This window comes from Kribbella sp. NPDC055110 (assembly GCF_053607525.1).
In genome coordinates, this window is sequence record NZ_JBSGTS010000003.1 from 182,446 (window position 1) to 197,099 (window position 14,654).

Sequence of the window (14,654 nt, forward strand, 5' to 3'; positions counted from 1 at the left end):
AGATAGTGGGTTCCTCATGGAAAGCGACGTACCCGGGAGATCCGTTTGACTACCACGACCAGCACCACGACCAGCACCACGACCAGCACCGCCACCGCATCGACCGACGTCCGCCCGTGCCCCATTTCGCCGGTGGTCGACCTGGTGTTCAGCCGCTGGACGACCCCGATTCTGTGGACCCTGCACGAGAACGGCCGCCAGCGTTTCATCGAGCTCGAACGCCGGCTCGGCATCACGCCCAAGGTGCTGACCCAGAGGCTGCGGCAGATGGAGCGTGACGGACTCGTCGTACGGACGTATCACCCCGAGGTGCCGCCCCGGGTCGAGTACAGCATCAGCGAACTCGGCGAGAGTCTCGCCCCGGTCTTCGCCTCGCTCAGCACCTGGTCGCAGGAGCACCTTCCGGCCGTCGAAGAGGCACGGGCCGCGTACTCCGGCCCGCTGCCGCGCTGACGGATCCGGTCACAGGTTCGAGCGGAGGTTCCACAGGAGCGGGTAGTAGCGGAGGTCGAGACGGCTGCGGAGGTAGCTGGCGCCGGACGAGCCGCCGGTGCCCGGCTTGGTGCCGATCATGCGCTCGACCATGACCACGTGCCGCGCGCGCCACGCCGCGGCCAGTTCGTCGTGCTGGACGAGAGCCTCGGCGAGTTCCCAGACGGCGGCGTAGTGCGAGCGGTCGCCGGCAATCTTGCGCAGGGCGTCGCGGATGGAGTCCTCGGAATCGGTGTCGAACCCGGCCTTCCGCAGTACGTCGAGGTACGCGTCCCAGAGCGTCGGCTCCTCCAGCCGGCGCCGCAAGCGATCCTGCTCGACCGAGGTCAGCCCGCGGAAACGGCGTACGAACGACGGATCCTTCGCGCCGGACAGGAACTCGATCTCGCGGAACTGCACGGACTGGAACCCGGACGCCGGCGACAACCGGTGCCGGAACTCACCGAAGTCCTGCGGTGTCATCGTCTCGAGGATGTCCACCTGCTGCGTCAGCACGCGCTCGATCGTGTGCACCCGCCGCAGCAGGTGCTCGGCCAGCCAGTGCTCACCGGCCAGCATCGCGTCGCGGGACGCGGTCAGCTCGTGCAGGACCTGCTTGAACCACAGCTCGTACACCTGGTGGATCGTGATGAACAGGAGCTCGTCGTGCGCCGGCGGGTCGGACTCGAGGCGCTGCTGGTCGAGCAGCTCGGCCAGCCGTAGGTAGCTGCCGTACGTGAGCCGGCCGCCCTCCTCACCGAAATGTACGTCGACCCCGCCCCACTGCCCCGCAACCCCGTCACCAGTGCTCATGACACGGAGACTAACCGACCACCTTCGTGACCGGTCAGCGATTCGTTCGTTGGATCTTCGGTACGCCGAGTTCGAGGAGTTCCATGTCCGCCACGGTCGACACACCGATCGTTCCGGGTCCGGTCCAGGGGCCGACGCGTGAAGAGCCGCTGGTCGAGGCGTTGCTGCTCGACGACTACCGGTCGCTCGTCCACCTCGCTTATCTGATCCTCCCGCCTGCGATCAGCCGGGCGAGGCGGGTGGCGGCAGCGCACGCGGTGGTCCAGCGGGCGCTCCCGCCAGGGCTCGCGCCGCCAACCGAACTCGTGCTCCCGTCGAGCCTCACCGCGCCGGTGGACGTCAGGATTCCGGCGACCCGGCTCCGGGAGTTCATGCGCCGCCGGGTCGTCGAGGAAGCGACCCGGCAGGCGGAGCACCGAACGTTGCGCGCGCGCCTCGGCAGCGTCCTCGCCCCGGCCGACGCCCTCGGCTTCGAGCCCTGCACGACCCGCCCCGACCGCTCCGCGACCGGCCGCCGCCGCGCCCGCGGCCGCCGGTTCGCGATCGCCACCGTCCTCGTCGTCACCACCGCCATCCTCGCCGCGCTCCTCACGTTCTGACCCAGCCCGGATCTGCAGGCCCGCATCTTGACGTAGTGTCGTCACCCACCTACCTTCGGTGGCACCGCATTCTTCCTACCGCCCCAGGGAGATCCGTGATGTACGTTGGAATCGTTTCCAGCCTGTCCCTGCTGATCGCTCCCCTCGGCGCGCCACCACCCGCGCCGGCTGAGACCCCATCGGTGAACATGTCCACCCAGGCAACGATCTGCAACAAGTACTGCGACGCCCGCGACCCCGCCCTCGCGCCCAACGACCGGGCGCCGGTGTCCAGCACGCTCTTCGGCCGCACGATCACCCTGCACTTCGACGACGACGACGCGATGGGCTGGGCCTCGATCGAGAACGGCAACCCCGGCGACGAGGTCTGGCTGGACCGTTCGATGGACGGCGGCCGCACCTGGTCCGGCGGCAGCCGCCTCGGCAACACCGCGATCCCGAGCGGCCAACGCGGCTGGCGTACGCAGATGTACAACGTCGACGACTGGAACAACCTCGGCGTCGGAGCACTCCGCGCGTGCGGCAAGGCCGGCGACCGCGCCGACATAGCCTGTACGGCGTGGGCTCGTACGACGTGGAACGCCTGGGACCGTCGTACGGCGGCCGCGACCGCGCTGATGCAGGACTACAACCTGTCCAGCGGACTGTTCGACACCACCGGCTGGTGGAACTCGGCCAACGCGCTGAACGCGCTGATCGACAACGCGCGGGTCAGCGGGATGCCCAGCTACAAGTACGCGATCGGCAAGACGTACGACCTGAACCTGAACAAGTTCGAGGGCCAGTTCCGCAACGACTACATCGACGACACCGGGTGGTGGGGGCTCGCATGGGTTGCGGCGTACGACCTCACCGGCGAGGCCCGGTACCTGCAGACGGCGCGCGCGGACGCCGATCACATGGCGGCGTACTGGGACAACACCTGCGGCGGTGGCGTCTGGTGGAGCGAGGCGAAGACGTACAAGAACGCGATCTCGAACTCGCTGTACATCCAGCTGAACGCGCAGCTGCACAGCCGGATCGCCGGCGACACGACGCACCTGCAGCGTGCGCAGGCCGGGTGGACGTGGTTCCAGCAGACCGGGATGATCAACGGCTCGAACCTGGTGAACGACGGCATCGACCTGTCCACGTGCAAGAACAACGGCGACACCGCGTGGACGTACAACCAGGGCGTGCTGATCGGCGCCCTCACCGAGTTGTCCAAGGCAACGAACAACTCGACGTACCTGACCTCCGCACGCCGGCTCGCCGACGCATCGACCACCGCGTCGTCGCTGCACACCGCCGACGGCATCCTGCGCGAGCCGTGCGAGAACGGCGACTGCGGCGGCGACGGCCCGTCATTCAAGGGCGCGCACATCCGCGGCCTCGGCAAACTGAACGCGGCGCTGTCCGACCACCCGTACACGACCTACCTGCAACGCCAGGCCGACCGCGCCTTCGCGGCCGACCGGACACCGATGGACCAGTACGGCCTGCACTGGTACGGGCCGGTCGACAAACTCGACGCAGCCCGCCAGCAATCCGCCCTCGACCTGCTCAACACGGTGTGAGACGTGGCCTGAGGGCCGGGTAATGCCATGATGACGGGCATGGAGCTGAAGATGTCGGCGTCGTACGACGCCACCCCCGAGGAAGTGTTCGCGATCGTGACGGACACCGCCTTCCGCGAGCAGGCATGCGAGAAGACGAAGGCACTGTCGTACGACGTCAAGGTCAGCACGTCAGGTACCGACACCGTCGTCCGGGTCTCCCGGAAGATGGAGTCCACCGACATCCCCGACATGGCCCGCAAGTTCGTCGGCGACACCCTGACCGTCGTCCAGACCGAAACCTGGCACGCCGCCGGCGCCGACGGTTCGCGCACCGCGGAAGTGTCCGGCGAGATCACCAACACCCCCGTCACCCTGAAGGGCACCGCCCGAATCGCCCAGGACGGAGCTCAGACCGTCCAGGCCATCAACCTCGACGTCAAGGTCGCCGTACCCCTGATCGGCAAGAAACTCGAGCCCTTCGTAGTAGACGCCATCCGCTCCGGCCTCCAAAAAGAACACGACCTAGGCCACGACTGGTCCGGCAAATAACCCCCGCCCCACAATTGGCCCGTTGTCGACCGCGCTCGGCTCATGCTCGGCTCGGGCTCGGCTCGGGCTCGGCGTGCTCGGCGTGCTCGGCGTGCTCGACTCACGGTCGGGCGGCGATGGTCCGTGATCGGGACCGTGTCGTTGCGCTGAGCGGGTCACCTCCGGTGGCAACCTGAGAAGAAGCGTTGCACCGGAGGTGACCCGTTGATGCGAAGTACCCTGCGAAAGAAGCGCGACCGGACCCCGTCGACAACCGACGCAGCCCAGTACTGCGCGTTCTGCGCCACCGTCATGCCATTCGAACGCATCGAACCCTCGGACTACCTGGTAGACGAGCCCGACGAGTGGATCTGCATCAAATGCGGCTCCGCCCTCCTAGTAGACCCACCCACCCAGCAACTCCACCAATCCGCCTAACCCCAGCGCCACGCTCCGACCCGGTGAACAATCCGCACCCCCAAACCACAAGCTATTACCTGTCCAACGCCCCCACCCGGGCTCCCCACCCCCCACTTCACGGCGCGCGTCCGCCGCCTTCCAGCGGCACGCTGCAGGTGTGCGAACAAGCCCCGGGGCCGGACCACAAGCTATACCTGTCTCACGCCCCCACCCGGGCTCCCCACACCCAGCTCCCGGCGCGTGTGTTGACCCGCTTCCCAACGCCCAGTTCCCGCCCCGCCTACCGCGGTTTCCCACACCCAGCTCGCAGCGCCTACCTACCCCGCTTTCCCACACCCAGCTCGCAGCGCCTACCTACCCCGCTTTCCCACGCCCAGCTCGCGGCGCCCACCTACCCCGGTTCCCCGCGCGCGCTTCCCCGCGCGTCCCCGCCTCCACTTCACGGCGCGTGCCACCCCGGCTCCCGGCGGCACACCCCGGATGTGTGAACAAGCCCCGGGGACGAAGCACAAGCTATTACCTGTCTCACGCCCCCGCCCGGGCTCCCCACACCCACTTCACGGCGTGCGTCCGCCGCCTTCCAGCGGCACGCTGCGGGTGTGTAAACAAGCCTCGGGGCCGGAGCACAAGCTATTACCTGTCTCACGCCCCCGGCAGGGGTTCCTACGCCCACTTCCCGGCGTGTGTTGACCCGCTTCCAAACGCCCAGTTCCCGCCCCGCCTACCCCGGTTTCCCACGCCCCGCTCGCGGCGCCTGCCTGGCCAGGTTCCTCACACGCGGTTCCCGGCCTGTCCCCGCATCCAGTTCACGGCGTGTGTTACCCGGCATCCGGCAGCACTCTCCGGATGTGTGCATAAGCCCCGGGGACCGCGCACAAGCTATTGCCTGTTTCACGCCCCCGCCGGGTGTTCCCACATCCAGCTCTCGGTACGTGTCTGCACCTGGCTTGCCCGGCGTGGGGCTAGGCGCGGTTTGTGGTGTCGGCGGCTGTGAGAGCTTGGCGCATGGATTCGCGTACTTCGGGGGGCCAGGGACCGGTGTTGGTTAGTGGGATGTCGGTCATGAAGCGGCGTTCGGGTTCGGGGATGGTTGTGGCTACGAGAGTTGGGTCGTCGACGACTGCTGCGTAGAGCCTCGGGCCGTCGGCGCCGAAGAGGTCTGCGGCGACCAGGCGGCCGTCCGTGTTGCGCATGATGTTGTCCGGGTTGTCGTCCAGCTTCGGCGCGAACCAGGGGAACTCCCGGCGCCCCCGCTCGTGCACCCGCCATACAACGTCTGCGAGTTCGGCAACCTCCGGCTCGCGCGCCGCCAGCGCCCGGTGGAACGCGGCCGCCTCGTTCGCGTCAACCGGCTCGAGCCACTCCATGATCTGCAGGTCGCCGCCGCCCACCAGCCGGCGGTGCGCGTACAGCCGCGGTACCTGGCGGGTGTGCGCCGCCTCCCGATACAGCGCGACCGTGTACGGCGCTGTCGGATCGAACGGACTGATCCGCGCAGCGTACGACCGTCCGGGGCCCGCAACGCAATCGCCCAATCCCCCGCCCCACAAGACGTCCACCCAGCGTCCCGCAACACCCGCTCCACATCCCGATAGTCCCCGTCCCCGGGCACTAGCCCCACATCCCGATAGTCCCCGTCCCGCAGTACCTGCTCCACATCACGATTGCCACCGCCCCGGAGTACCTGCTCGGTGTCCCGGTCGTCGCCGGCCCGCACGACCTGCTCCGCGTTCCGGGGGTCGCCGGCCCGCACGACCTGCTCCGCGTTGCGGAGGTTGGCGTTCCGCAGGACCTGCTCCGCGTTGCGGGGGTCGCCGTCGCGCAGGACCTGCTCCGCGTTGCGGTCGTCGCCGTCTCGCACGACCTGCTCCGCGTTCCGGGGGTCGCCGGCCCGCACGACCTGCTCCGCGTTGCGGACGTCGCCGGCCCGCACGACCTGCTCCGCGTTGCGGTGGTCGCCGTTCCGCACGACCTGGTCCGCGTTGCGGTGGTTGGCGTTCCGGAGTGCCTGGTCTGCGGATGAGTGGTTGGTTTTGAGCGGTGGTGACTTGTGGGGGTTGTCGGGGGGCATGTTGGCGAGGATAGGTAGGTGGGTGCGCTTGCCGCCTTCTAATAAGCGCCGGCTGGGGTTAGAGGGGTGGGCCGAAGGCGCAAACCACCTGGGTTTTGTGGGTGGGGTCGAGGGCGTTGGCTACTAGTTGGGCGACGGTTGGGTCGAAGGCGAGGCCTACGTGGCCGACGGGGTCCAGGGGGCAGGTGTCTTGGACGTACTCGTTGGTTACGCCCGGCTCGCGGATGAAGGATGTTTCGTGCGGCGTGACCAGGGCGTCGAAGCGGGACACGATCACCGTGTACTTCACTCCGGGTTGCGCGATCGGCCCAGCGGTCAGTTTGGTGACGGCCGATCCGCCGACGATGAGTTCGTCACAGGCGGGGCAGCCGAACTGGCGCAGTACCTGGTCGACGAGCGGGCCCAGGCCGAGGTAGTCGCCCACGCTGACCAGTCCGCCGAACGTCGTGCCGTGTGTCGGCGGGGCCAGTGCGATCACCTTGCCCACCTGAGCGGCGTACCCGAGGACCTTCGGGCCGTAGATCGACTGGAAAGCGCCCTCGGAGTGCCCGACGATGTCGACCTTCGCCGCGCCGGTTGCCTGGCGGACGCGCTGGACGAAGGACGCGATCTCCGCGGACGACTTCGTGATCGAGACGGTGCCACCGACCGGGATCGCCGGGGTCGCTTGGCCGTAGGTGAGGGTGAAGGCGCAGTAGCCCTTCGCGGCCAGGAACGGGCCGAGGTACGAGTAGTTGCCGGGGCCGTTGCCGCCGAGGCCGTGCAGCAGGACGAGCGGGTTCGGATGCGCGGCCGACGGTTTGCACGCCCAATCGTCAAAACCCGACGACGCCGCAGCACCGGCCGTCGTCACAGCACCAGAAGCGGCCGCAGTACCGGAAGCAGCAGCCGCAGCACCCGAGGCAGCATCAGAAGCAGTCGCGGCGCCGGAGGCGGTCGCAGCTCCGGAGGTGACGGCTCCGGTAAGGAGGACGGCGGCGAACAGGCTCGCGGCGGTTCGGCGGAGGCGGTAGCGCATGACAACTCCCCGTGACAGTATCGATGAGTGATCAGTAGATCACGGGTAGTTGAGCACGTTCGCCGGTTACAAACAAGAGCTCGTATTCAAAACAAGACCTGTGGGTTACGGATCTGCCACTCGGGGTAGTGTCCAGCGCATGAGTCGCACGATACGGGGACTGGACGCCGGGCAACGCCGGGCCGAACGACGCGAGCAGTTGCTGGACGCGGCGCTCAAGCTGTTCGCCGACAACGGGTACCTCGGTACGTCGATCGAGCAGATCTGCAGTACGGCGTACATCGGGACCAAGAGTTTCTACGAGCTGTTCACCAGCCGCGAGGAGTGCTATCTGGCGCTGCTCCGGCGGACCTCCGAACGCCTCGAGGAGCGGATGGAAGACGCCGCCGGGAAGGCGACCGGGAACGAGCGCCAGGAGGCGCCGCGGCTGCTCGCGATCTTCGTACACGCGTTGGTCGACGACCCGCGGATCACCAAGGTCACCTTCGGCATGGCGTCCGGCATCTCGGAGTCGGTCGAACGGCAGCGCCGCGCCAACCGGCGGTGGGCGGCCGGCTTCCTCGTCCAGCTCTGGGACCGGTACGACGGACCGCAGCCCGAGGAGCAGCGCACGGCACGGCACAGCGTGGCGATCGGGCTGATCGGCGGCATGTTCGACCTGGTCTCGGACTGGCTGCTGGACGCGGACCTCACCGCTCCGCCGCAGGTCGAGGCGCTGATCGACGACCTGACCACCTTCTACATCACGGTACGGCGGGGCCTCGCGACCTGACCCTCACTCGAAGACGAGCGTACGAAGGGCGACATGCCCTTCCTCGTCGATGACGTAATGCGCGTGGCCCTCGTCGTCGACCGCGACACCCTCGACCCGGCGTACGTCACCGAAGTGATGAACCACCTTGCTCCCAACAACCCCGCCGGACTCGGGCGGTAGTTCGAAGCGGACATGCTCGGAGTCGGCGAGAGCACCTTCCGGGTGGTCCGCGAGTACCGTGGCCGACTTCCCCGACGCGTCGAGGTCCCCGACAACAGCGTCGAACACATCACCGCCGCGCGTATCGAGGGCCCGCAGTCCCGCCGGCGCCTCGACGCCGCCGACATCGCCGAGGATCCAGACGTTTCCACAGCGCGGTACGGCGTTGGCGTCGTCGAACAGCTCGTCGACGTTCTCGAGTTCGACCAGGACCGGATGTCCGTCGGCGGTCACCGGGTACCGCAGCCCGAGCAAAAGGTTGCCGTTGGCACGGAACTCGGCCGCCTCGACGTTGATCGGGTGGTCGGTCGGGCGGACCATCCCGTCCCAGCTCTTCGACCGAGACTGTCCACGGGCGATTGTCGCCTCGACGTACGCCTGCCGTCCGAGCGCGCCGACAGGGAGCAGGTCGATGTCCGCGAGCGCATCGTTGACCGCCCGATGCAGCCCGAACCGGAACCGCACAATCTCCATCGAGACCGGCCCGTCACCAGGCGTTCCAGGAGAAGCGATCGACTGCTCCGGGACCCGGGCGATCCAGGACCGCTTCGCCGACAACGGGCCTGCTTTCTTCCCGAACTGCGAGCCGAGCAAGTACACGTACCCGTCCCGGGCGGCGCATGCCTCGGCGTCCTCGGTCTTGCCCGCGCTCAGGCCGGCGTCGGCGTGGATCCGCCGGGCCGACCAGCCCTCGTCGAGTGCCGTTCCGGCGGCGTGTACGAGCAGCGCGAGCGCGTCCTCCGCCGCGGTCTCGTCCAGGACGGTGACGAACGCCCGGTCCCAGCCGTGCCGCGCCAGCACGTCAGGCGTGAAGACGCGGCACAGGTCGGAGGCTTCGTTCGGTTCGAGGTGCAGATCAGTCGCATGCATACCCGAGCAACGACGGGTCCAGCGGGAGTGCTCCCGCCGGCCGCCGATTCCCGGGTAATCCCCGATCAACCCTGATGCAGACTGCTCTTTTCTCAGCCCTGGTGCGGGTAGCGGTAGTCGGTCGGCGGGGCGAAGGTTTCTTTCATCGAGCGCGGGGAGGCCCAGCGGATCAGGTTCCACATCGAGCCGGCCTTGTCGTTGGTGCCGGACGCCCGCGCGCCGCCGAACGGCTGCTGCCCGACGACCGCACCGGTCGGCTTGTCATTGACGTAGAAGTTCCCGGCCGCGAACCGCAGGTACTCCGCCGCCTCCGCGACCGCGGGCCGGTCCTGCGCGATGACCGCACCGGTCAGCCCGTACGGCGCGGAGTGCTCCATGCCCTGCATCACGCTCGCGTAGTCCGCGTCGTCGTACACGTGCACGCCGAGGATCGGGCCGAAGTACTCGGTCGTGAAGATCTCGTCGGTCGGGTCGTCGGAGACCAGCAGGGTCGGGCGGACGAAGTACCCCTCGCTGTCGTCGTAGGTGCCACCGGCAACGACCTCGATCGAATCCGTGGCCCGAGCCCGATCCAGCGCGGCCTTGTGCTTGGCGAACGCGCGGTCGTCGATCACCGCGCCGATGAAGTTCGACAGGTCGGTGACATCGCCCATCGTGATCGCGTCGGTCTCGGCGACGATGTCGTCCCGGATCCGGTCCCACACCGAGCGCGCGACGTACGCCCGGGAAGCCGCCGAGCACTTCTGCCCCTGGTACTCGAACGCGCCACGCACCATCGCGGTCTTCACCACCGCCGGGTCAGCGGACGGGTGCGCCAGGATGAAGTCCTTGCCGCCGGTCTCCCCGACCAGCCGCGGATAGGTCTTGTACGACGCGATGTTCGTGCCGACCGCGCCCCACAGGGACTGGAACGTCTTCGTGGAGCCGGTGAAGTGGATACCGGCCAGATCCGCGTGGGTCAGCGCCGCCTTGCTGACGTCCATGCCGTCACCGGTGACCAGGTTGATGACGCCGGCCGGAAGGCCCGCGGCCTCGAACAGCCGCATCGTCCAGTGCGCCGCGAACTGCTGCGTCGGCGACGGCTTCCAGACGACGGTGTTGCCCATCAGCGCCGGCGCGGTCGGCAGGTTGCCGGCGATCGCGGTGAAGTTGAACGGCGTGATCGCGTACACGAAGCCCTCGAGCGGCCGGTAGTCGACCCGGTTCCACACGCCCGGGGAAGAAATCGGCTGGTCGCTGACGATCTGCCGCGCGAACGCCACGTTGAACCGCAGGAAGTCGATCAGCTCGCAGGCGGCGTCGATCTCGGCCTGCTGCACGGTCTTGGACTGACCGAGCATGGTGGCCGCGTTCAGGGTGTCGCGCCACGGGCCGGCCAGCAGGTCGGCGGCCTTCAGGAAGATCGCGGCGCGGTCGTCGAAGGACAGCGAGCGCCAGGACGGGGCAGCCGCCAGGGCCGCGTCGACGGCGGCCTTACCGTCCGCCTCGGTCGCGTTGCCGAGCGTGCCGAGCACCTGCGCGTGCTTGTGCGGCTGCACCACCTGGATCGGCGCGCCGCCACCCAGCTTCTGCTCGCCGCCGATCGTGCAGGTGAGGTCGATCGCACCCGCCGCGGTGAACTCCTTGAGCTTCGCCTCCAGGCTCGCGCGCTCGGACGAACCGGGCGCATACCCCTTGACGGGCTCGTTGGCAGGCGTCGGGACGGCGGTGACGGCATCCATGGCTGTGCAGCTCCTCGAGTGTGGTGGACCGTACTTGGGCACGCCGGGTGCGGATGGCCTGGCGTGACACCAGCATGGTGCCACGCCAGCACCGTCAACCACGAACGCGGCTGTTTATCTCCTCCAGGGCATGTGCTGGAGGGCCCAGGTGTTGCCGTCGGGGTCCTCGAACCAGGCGTAGAAGACCCCGCCGAGGTCCTCGGTCTCGCTGACCTCGACACCGCGGCCGATCAGCTCCGCGCGGGCCGCCTCGATGTCCTTCACGACGAGGTGCAGCGAGCGCAAGGAACCCGGCTGCATCTCGGCGTTCGGCAAGCCCTGGAGCAGGGCGATCGAGCAGTACGAGCCCGGAGGCGTGAGCTGGACGATGCGCACACCGTCCGTCGGCGTCACGTCGACATCAGCATGGAAACCGCACTGGTCGGCGTAGAACTGCTTCGCCCGGTCGATGTCGGACACCGGCACCGGGATCAGCTCGAGCAGGAACGCCCCGGGCTTCACCACCACGGCGCTCGGATCGTCCGGGACCTCCGAGATGTCCTTCGGGATTTCCGTCTGCTCACTCATGCGGACTTCTTCGTAGCCTTCTTGGCTGCCTTCTTCGCCGGCGCCTTCTTGGCGGCGGCCGCCTTCTTGGCCGGAGCCTTCGCCGCGGCCTTCTTGGCGGGTGTCTTCGCGGCCTCGCCGGACCCACCGCCCGCGCGACGCGCCTTCGCGGCCTCGACCGAGGCACGCAGCGCGGCGACCAGGTCGACGACCTCGGCGCCGTCGGTCTCCTCTTCCTCGGACTCCGGCAGCGGCACGCCCTCGGCCTTCGCCTGGACGACCTTCTCCAGCGCCTGCCGGTACTCGTCGTGGTACTGGTCCGGGTCGAACTCACCGCGCAGCGTGTCGATGTACGACGACGCCATCGCCTTCTCCTGGGACCGGATCTCCACGTCCTCCGGCGGCGCCGCGAACGCCTTGTCCCGGATCTCGTCCGGCCACAGCATCACCTGCAGCACCAGGACGTCGTCGACCGTCCGCAACAACCCCAGGCTCTCCCGGGACCGCAGCGCGACCTTGACCAGCGCATACAGCTCGGAACCCTCGAGCGCGTCCCGGAGCAGCACGTACGGCTTGGCACCAGGTCCGCCGTCGGCCGCCAGGTAGTAGGACTTCCCCAGGTACAGCGGGTCGACCTGGTCGGCCGGCACGAACTCCAGCACGTCGATGACCTTCTTGCTGGACAGCGGCAGGTCGGCGAAGTCGTCCGAGTCCAGCACCACCATCCGGCCGTCCGGCATCTCGTAGCCCTTGCCGATATCGGAGTACGGCACCTCTTCGCCGTCGATCGAGCAGATCCGCTTGTACTTGATCCGGCCCCCGTCGGCGACGTGCACCTGACGGAACGAGATGTCCTTCTCCTCGGTCGCGGAGAACACCTTGATCGGGATCGTCACCATCCCGAACGAGATGGCCCCCTTCCAGATCGCCTGCATCGCCATCAGCTCCCTAAGTGCGCTGTCCGCCGCGCGGCCCCTCCGCCGCGAGCAGATCGGGGATCTCCTGTGTCGCGTACCACATCAGGTCTTCACCCTCGCACGAATCGAGGGCGAACACAGCGTTGTCGTCACCGCTCTGCGCTGCGTCCCAGAGGTCCGCGGCCTTGCCGATCACCGTGGTCGCCTGCGCCGCGTCCAGATGCACGGACACCACCGACCGCCACGGAATCACCACGTGCAGCTCCAGCCGGGCGTCACCGAGCTCCACAGAACCGTCCGCCGGCGGTACGGCGCTGACTTCGGCCGCGATCACCACCCGTCTCCGAGAGGTGCCCGGATCGGCGGCCAGCAGTCCTACCGAGGCGCGGGCCGCCTGCGCCATCGCGACGTACTCCAGCTCCTCGTCGTCGCCTTCGACGTACCACTCGCGCAGTGCCGGTGTCACGCCGTACGCCGTCAGCGGCGCCGGGCCGATCTCGCCGGCGTTGCACGCCGCGCTCAGCAAGTGGAGCGTGGATGGGACGTAGACCCTCATGAGCCCGCCTTCTTGGTCTGTTTCCTCCGGCCCCGGGAAGCCCGGTTCCGGCTGCCCCTGGTGGTGTCCAGCAACTCGTCCAGCGCATCGGTCACGCATTGGGCGAAAACAGCGAGGTCCGGCATGGCCGTGCGGTCCGCGTTCAGACCGTAGTACACCTTCCCGTCGTACGACGTGACGCCGACGGACAGGCCCTGACCGGGCATCAACGGCACCACCGGGTACGACGCGAGCATCGGGGCACCCTGCGCGTACAGCGGGAACTGCGGACCCGGCACGTTGGTGATCACGACGTCGTCGATCGGGCGGACCGTGGTGGTCGCGACCCGGGCGGCGAGCGCGTGCAGCGTGGTCGGGGCGAACCCGGCGATCCCAACCAGCGAGCGGGCGCTGACTGCGCGACCGGTGTCCTTGTGCACCTTGGTCTGGTACGAGATCTGGTGCAGCCGCATGACCGGGGAGTTCTCGCCGACCGGCAGGTTCACGCTCGAGGCGATTACCCGGGAGCCGAGCGACGTGGGCTCGTCGTCCTCGTCGTCGCGGATGCTGACCGGGACCACGGCCCGCACGCTCCGGGTCGGCCCGACGCCCTCGCCACGGGTCATCATCCAGGCCCGGAACGCGCCCGCGACCACGGCGAGGACCACGTCGTTGACCGTGCCGCCGTGCGCTGCGCGGATGGTCCGGTAGTCCTCGAGATCGGTCTGCACGGTGGTGAATCGCCGCTGACCCGATGTCTTCACATGCAGTGAGCTCTCCTGCGCGTGCCGCTGCGCGACCAGCGAGCCGACCACGCCGCCGAGCACCTCGCGGACCGACGTCGAGCCGGTCAGGCTGGCCATCTCGGCGCGGGCCAGCTCGAGGACCGCGCTCGGATGCTTGGTGGCGTCGGTGAACACCCCGGCGAGCAGCTCCAGCGCGGACGGCGGGTGCTCCGGCTGCCAGGTGTCCGTCGGGGTGTCCTTCGGGTGCGCCGTCGCGTCCAGCACCACCTGGCCGATGTCGACCGTGCTGTTGCCGTCGACAAGCGCTTGATGGGACTTCGCGATGATCGCGAATCGGTCACCTTCCAGGCCCTCGACGAGATACATCTCCCACAGCGGGCGGGCCCGGTCGAGCCGCCGGGACATGATCCGGGCGACCAGCTCGAGCAGCTGCGCGTGCGTGCCGGGGCGCGGCAGGGCGGAGCGGCGTACATGAAAGGTGATGTCGAACTCTTCGTCGTCCACCCACACCGGCGCGGCGAACCGGCCGGGCACCTGCTGGACCCGCTGCCGGTACTTCGGCACGAACGTGATCCGGTCCCGGATCAGCGCCACCAGGCTCTCGTAGTCGAAGCCCTCGTCACCGTGCACCGGCGGCTCGAAGATGTCGACCGTCCCGACGTGCATCGGGGTGGCCGGCGACTCGGCCTTGAGAAAGGTGAGGTCGAGCGACGTCAACCGGTCGGGCACGGCGGTCACCTTCCTCTCAGTTCGACGGAATCTCACCCTAGCTGCCCCTGCCGACAGTGGGCTGCGACACTGGCCGTACGGGAACACTGAGCTATCTGTGTTCGTCAGGCAAGAGGGTGCGTCGCGCCCCTGGATATGTCACATGACCCTTGAAAGGCT

The 14,654-nt window shown here is 68.4% G+C and carries 15 protein-coding genes; 6 read left to right on the forward strand and 9 right to left on the reverse strand.

The genetic code is table 11. The annotated features are described in order from the left end of the window. Positions 1 to 45 precede the first annotated feature (45 nt). Complete coding sequence (locus ACWF0M_RS06835) at positions 46 to 453, forward strand: winged helix-turn-helix transcriptional regulator (protein WP_452234656.1); 408 nt, start codon at positions 46 to 48, stop codon at positions 451 to 453. Between the two features lie 9 nt (positions 454 to 462). On the opposite strand, the gene ACWF0M_RS06840 is transcribed toward ACWF0M_RS06835, so the two are convergent. Then, a complete protein-coding gene (locus ACWF0M_RS06840; RefSeq protein ID WP_452234657.1) occupies positions 463 to 1,284 on the reverse strand; it encodes a tryptophan 2,3-dioxygenase in 822 nt (273 codons plus the stop codon). Between the two features lie 83 nt (positions 1,285 to 1,367). Here ACWF0M_RS06840 and ACWF0M_RS06845 point away from each other — a divergent pair, with 83 nt between their 5' ends. The 4 genes from ACWF0M_RS06845 to ACWF0M_RS06860 all read left to right on the forward strand — a co-directional run bounded on the left by ACWF0M_RS06845 (position 1,368) and on the right by ACWF0M_RS06860 (position 4,387). After that, complete coding sequence (locus tag ACWF0M_RS06845) at positions 1,368 to 1,883, forward strand: hypothetical protein (RefSeq protein ID WP_452234658.1); 516 nt, start codon at positions 1,368 to 1,370, stop codon at positions 1,881 to 1,883. Between the two features lie 98 nt (positions 1,884 to 1,981). Beyond that, positions 1,982 to 3,439 (forward strand): glycoside hydrolase family 76 protein, encoded by a 1,458-nt coding sequence (locus ACWF0M_RS06850; RefSeq protein WP_452234659.1) that lies wholly within the window; start codon positions 1,982 to 1,984, stop codon positions 3,437 to 3,439. A gap of 39 nt (positions 3,440 to 3,478) precedes the next feature. Beyond that, positions 3,479 to 3,970 (forward strand): DUF2505 domain-containing protein, encoded by a 492-nt coding sequence (locus ACWF0M_RS06855; protein ID WP_452234660.1) that lies wholly within the window; start codon positions 3,479 to 3,481, stop codon positions 3,968 to 3,970. A gap of 207 nt (positions 3,971 to 4,177) precedes the next feature. Further along, complete coding sequence (locus tag ACWF0M_RS06860) at positions 4,178 to 4,387, forward strand: hypothetical protein (RefSeq protein WP_452234661.1); 210 nt, start codon at positions 4,178 to 4,180, stop codon at positions 4,385 to 4,387. Between the two features lie 944 nt (positions 4,388 to 5,331). Here the strand turns inward: ACWF0M_RS06860 and ACWF0M_RS06865 are convergent. Both ACWF0M_RS06865 and ACWF0M_RS06870 read right to left on the reverse strand, forming a co-directional pair. After that, positions 5,332 to 5,928, reverse strand: coding sequence for a hypothetical protein (locus ACWF0M_RS06865; protein WP_452234662.1), 597 nt, complete (start codon positions 5,926 to 5,928; stop codon positions 5,332 to 5,334). Between the two features lie 570 nt (positions 5,929 to 6,498). After that, positions 6,499 to 7,458 (reverse strand): esterase/lipase family protein, encoded by a 960-nt coding sequence (locus tag ACWF0M_RS06870; RefSeq protein ID WP_452234663.1) that lies wholly within the window; start codon positions 7,456 to 7,458, stop codon positions 6,499 to 6,501. A gap of 139 nt (positions 7,459 to 7,597) precedes the next feature. Between ACWF0M_RS06870 and ACWF0M_RS06875 the strand changes: the two genes are divergently transcribed. Then, entirely contained in the window at positions 7,598 to 8,230 is a 633-nt protein-coding gene (locus ACWF0M_RS06875; protein WP_452234664.1) for a TetR/AcrR family transcriptional regulator, read from the forward strand. 3 nt (positions 8,231 to 8,233) lie between these two features. On the opposite strand, the gene ACWF0M_RS06880 is transcribed toward ACWF0M_RS06875, so the two are convergent. The 6 genes from ACWF0M_RS06880 to ACWF0M_RS06905 all read right to left on the reverse strand — a co-directional run bounded on the left by ACWF0M_RS06880 (position 8,234) and on the right by ACWF0M_RS06905 (position 14,495). Then, positions 8,234 to 9,301, reverse strand: a complete 1,068-nt coding sequence (locus ACWF0M_RS06880) for a hypothetical protein (protein ID WP_452234665.1) — start codon at positions 9,299 to 9,301, stop codon at positions 8,234 to 8,236. A 92-nt stretch (positions 9,302 to 9,393) separates the two neighbouring features. Next, positions 9,394 to 11,022 (reverse strand): L-glutamate gamma-semialdehyde dehydrogenase, encoded by a 1,629-nt coding sequence (pruA, locus tag ACWF0M_RS06885; protein ID WP_452234666.1) that lies wholly within the window; start codon positions 11,020 to 11,022, stop codon positions 9,394 to 9,396. 114 nt (positions 11,023 to 11,136) lie between these two features. After that, positions 11,137 to 11,589, reverse strand: a complete 453-nt coding sequence (locus ACWF0M_RS06890) for a VOC family protein (protein ID WP_452234667.1) — start codon at positions 11,587 to 11,589, stop codon at positions 11,137 to 11,139. After that, a complete protein-coding gene (gene ku, locus ACWF0M_RS06895) occupies positions 11,586 to 12,503 on the reverse strand; it encodes a non-homologous end joining protein Ku (RefSeq protein WP_452234668.1) in 918 nt (305 codons plus the stop codon). The genes ACWF0M_RS06890 and ku overlap by 4 nt, the downstream gene beginning before the upstream one ends. 13 nt (positions 12,504 to 12,516) lie before the next feature. Next, a complete protein-coding gene (locus ACWF0M_RS06900) occupies positions 12,517 to 13,041 on the reverse strand; it encodes a DUF6912 family protein (RefSeq protein ID WP_452234669.1) in 525 nt (174 codons plus the stop codon). Beyond that, positions 13,038 to 14,495, reverse strand: coding sequence for a WS/DGAT/MGAT family O-acyltransferase (locus ACWF0M_RS06905; protein ID WP_452234670.1), 1,458 nt, complete (start codon positions 14,493 to 14,495; stop codon positions 13,038 to 13,040). Before ACWF0M_RS06905 ends, ACWF0M_RS06900 begins: the two co-directional genes overlap by 4 nt. Positions 14,496 to 14,654: the final 159 nt, after the last annotated feature.

Excerpts from the sequence above, each read along its gene's own strand:
- ACWF0M_RS06845 (WP_452234658.1), top strand. The coding sequence starts at position 1,368 with ATGTCCGCCACGGTCGACACACCGATCGTTCCGGGTCCGGTCCAGGGG.
- ACWF0M_RS06900 (WP_452234669.1), bottom strand. The coding sequence starts at position 13,041 with ATGAGGGTCTACGTCCCATCCACGCTCCACTTGCTGAGCGCGGCGTGC.
- ACWF0M_RS06870 (WP_452234663.1), bottom strand. The coding sequence starts at position 7,458 with ATGCGCTACCGCCTCCGCCGAACCGCCGCGAGCCTGTTCGCCGCCGTC.
- ACWF0M_RS06860 (WP_452234661.1), top strand. The coding sequence starts at position 4,178 with ATGCGAAGTACCCTGCGAAAGAAGCGCGACCGGACCCCGTCGACAACC.
- ACWF0M_RS06880 (WP_452234665.1), bottom strand. The coding sequence starts at position 9,301 with ATGCATGCGACTGATCTGCACCTCGAACCGAACGAAGCCTCCGACCTG.
- ACWF0M_RS06850 (WP_452234659.1), top strand. The coding sequence starts at position 1,982 with ATGTACGTTGGAATCGTTTCCAGCCTGTCCCTGCTGATCGCTCCCCTC.
- ACWF0M_RS06875 (WP_452234664.1), top strand. The coding sequence starts at position 7,598 with ATGAGTCGCACGATACGGGGACTGGACGCCGGGCAACGCCGGGCCGAA.
- ACWF0M_RS06855 (WP_452234660.1), top strand. The coding sequence starts at position 3,479 with ATGGAGCTGAAGATGTCGGCGTCGTACGACGCCACCCCCGAGGAAGTG.
- pruA (WP_452234666.1), bottom strand. The coding sequence starts at position 11,022 with ATGGATGCCGTCACCGCCGTCCCGACGCCTGCCAACGAGCCCGTCAAG.
- ku (WP_452234668.1), bottom strand. The coding sequence starts at position 12,503 with ATGCAGGCGATCTGGAAGGGGGCCATCTCGTTCGGGATGGTGACGATC.
- ACWF0M_RS06890 (WP_452234667.1), bottom strand. The coding sequence starts at position 11,589 with ATGAGTGAGCAGACGGAAATCCCGAAGGACATCTCGGAGGTCCCGGAC.
- ACWF0M_RS06840 (WP_452234657.1), bottom strand. The coding sequence starts at position 1,284 with ATGAGCACTGGTGACGGGGTTGCGGGGCAGTGGGGCGGGGTCGACGTA.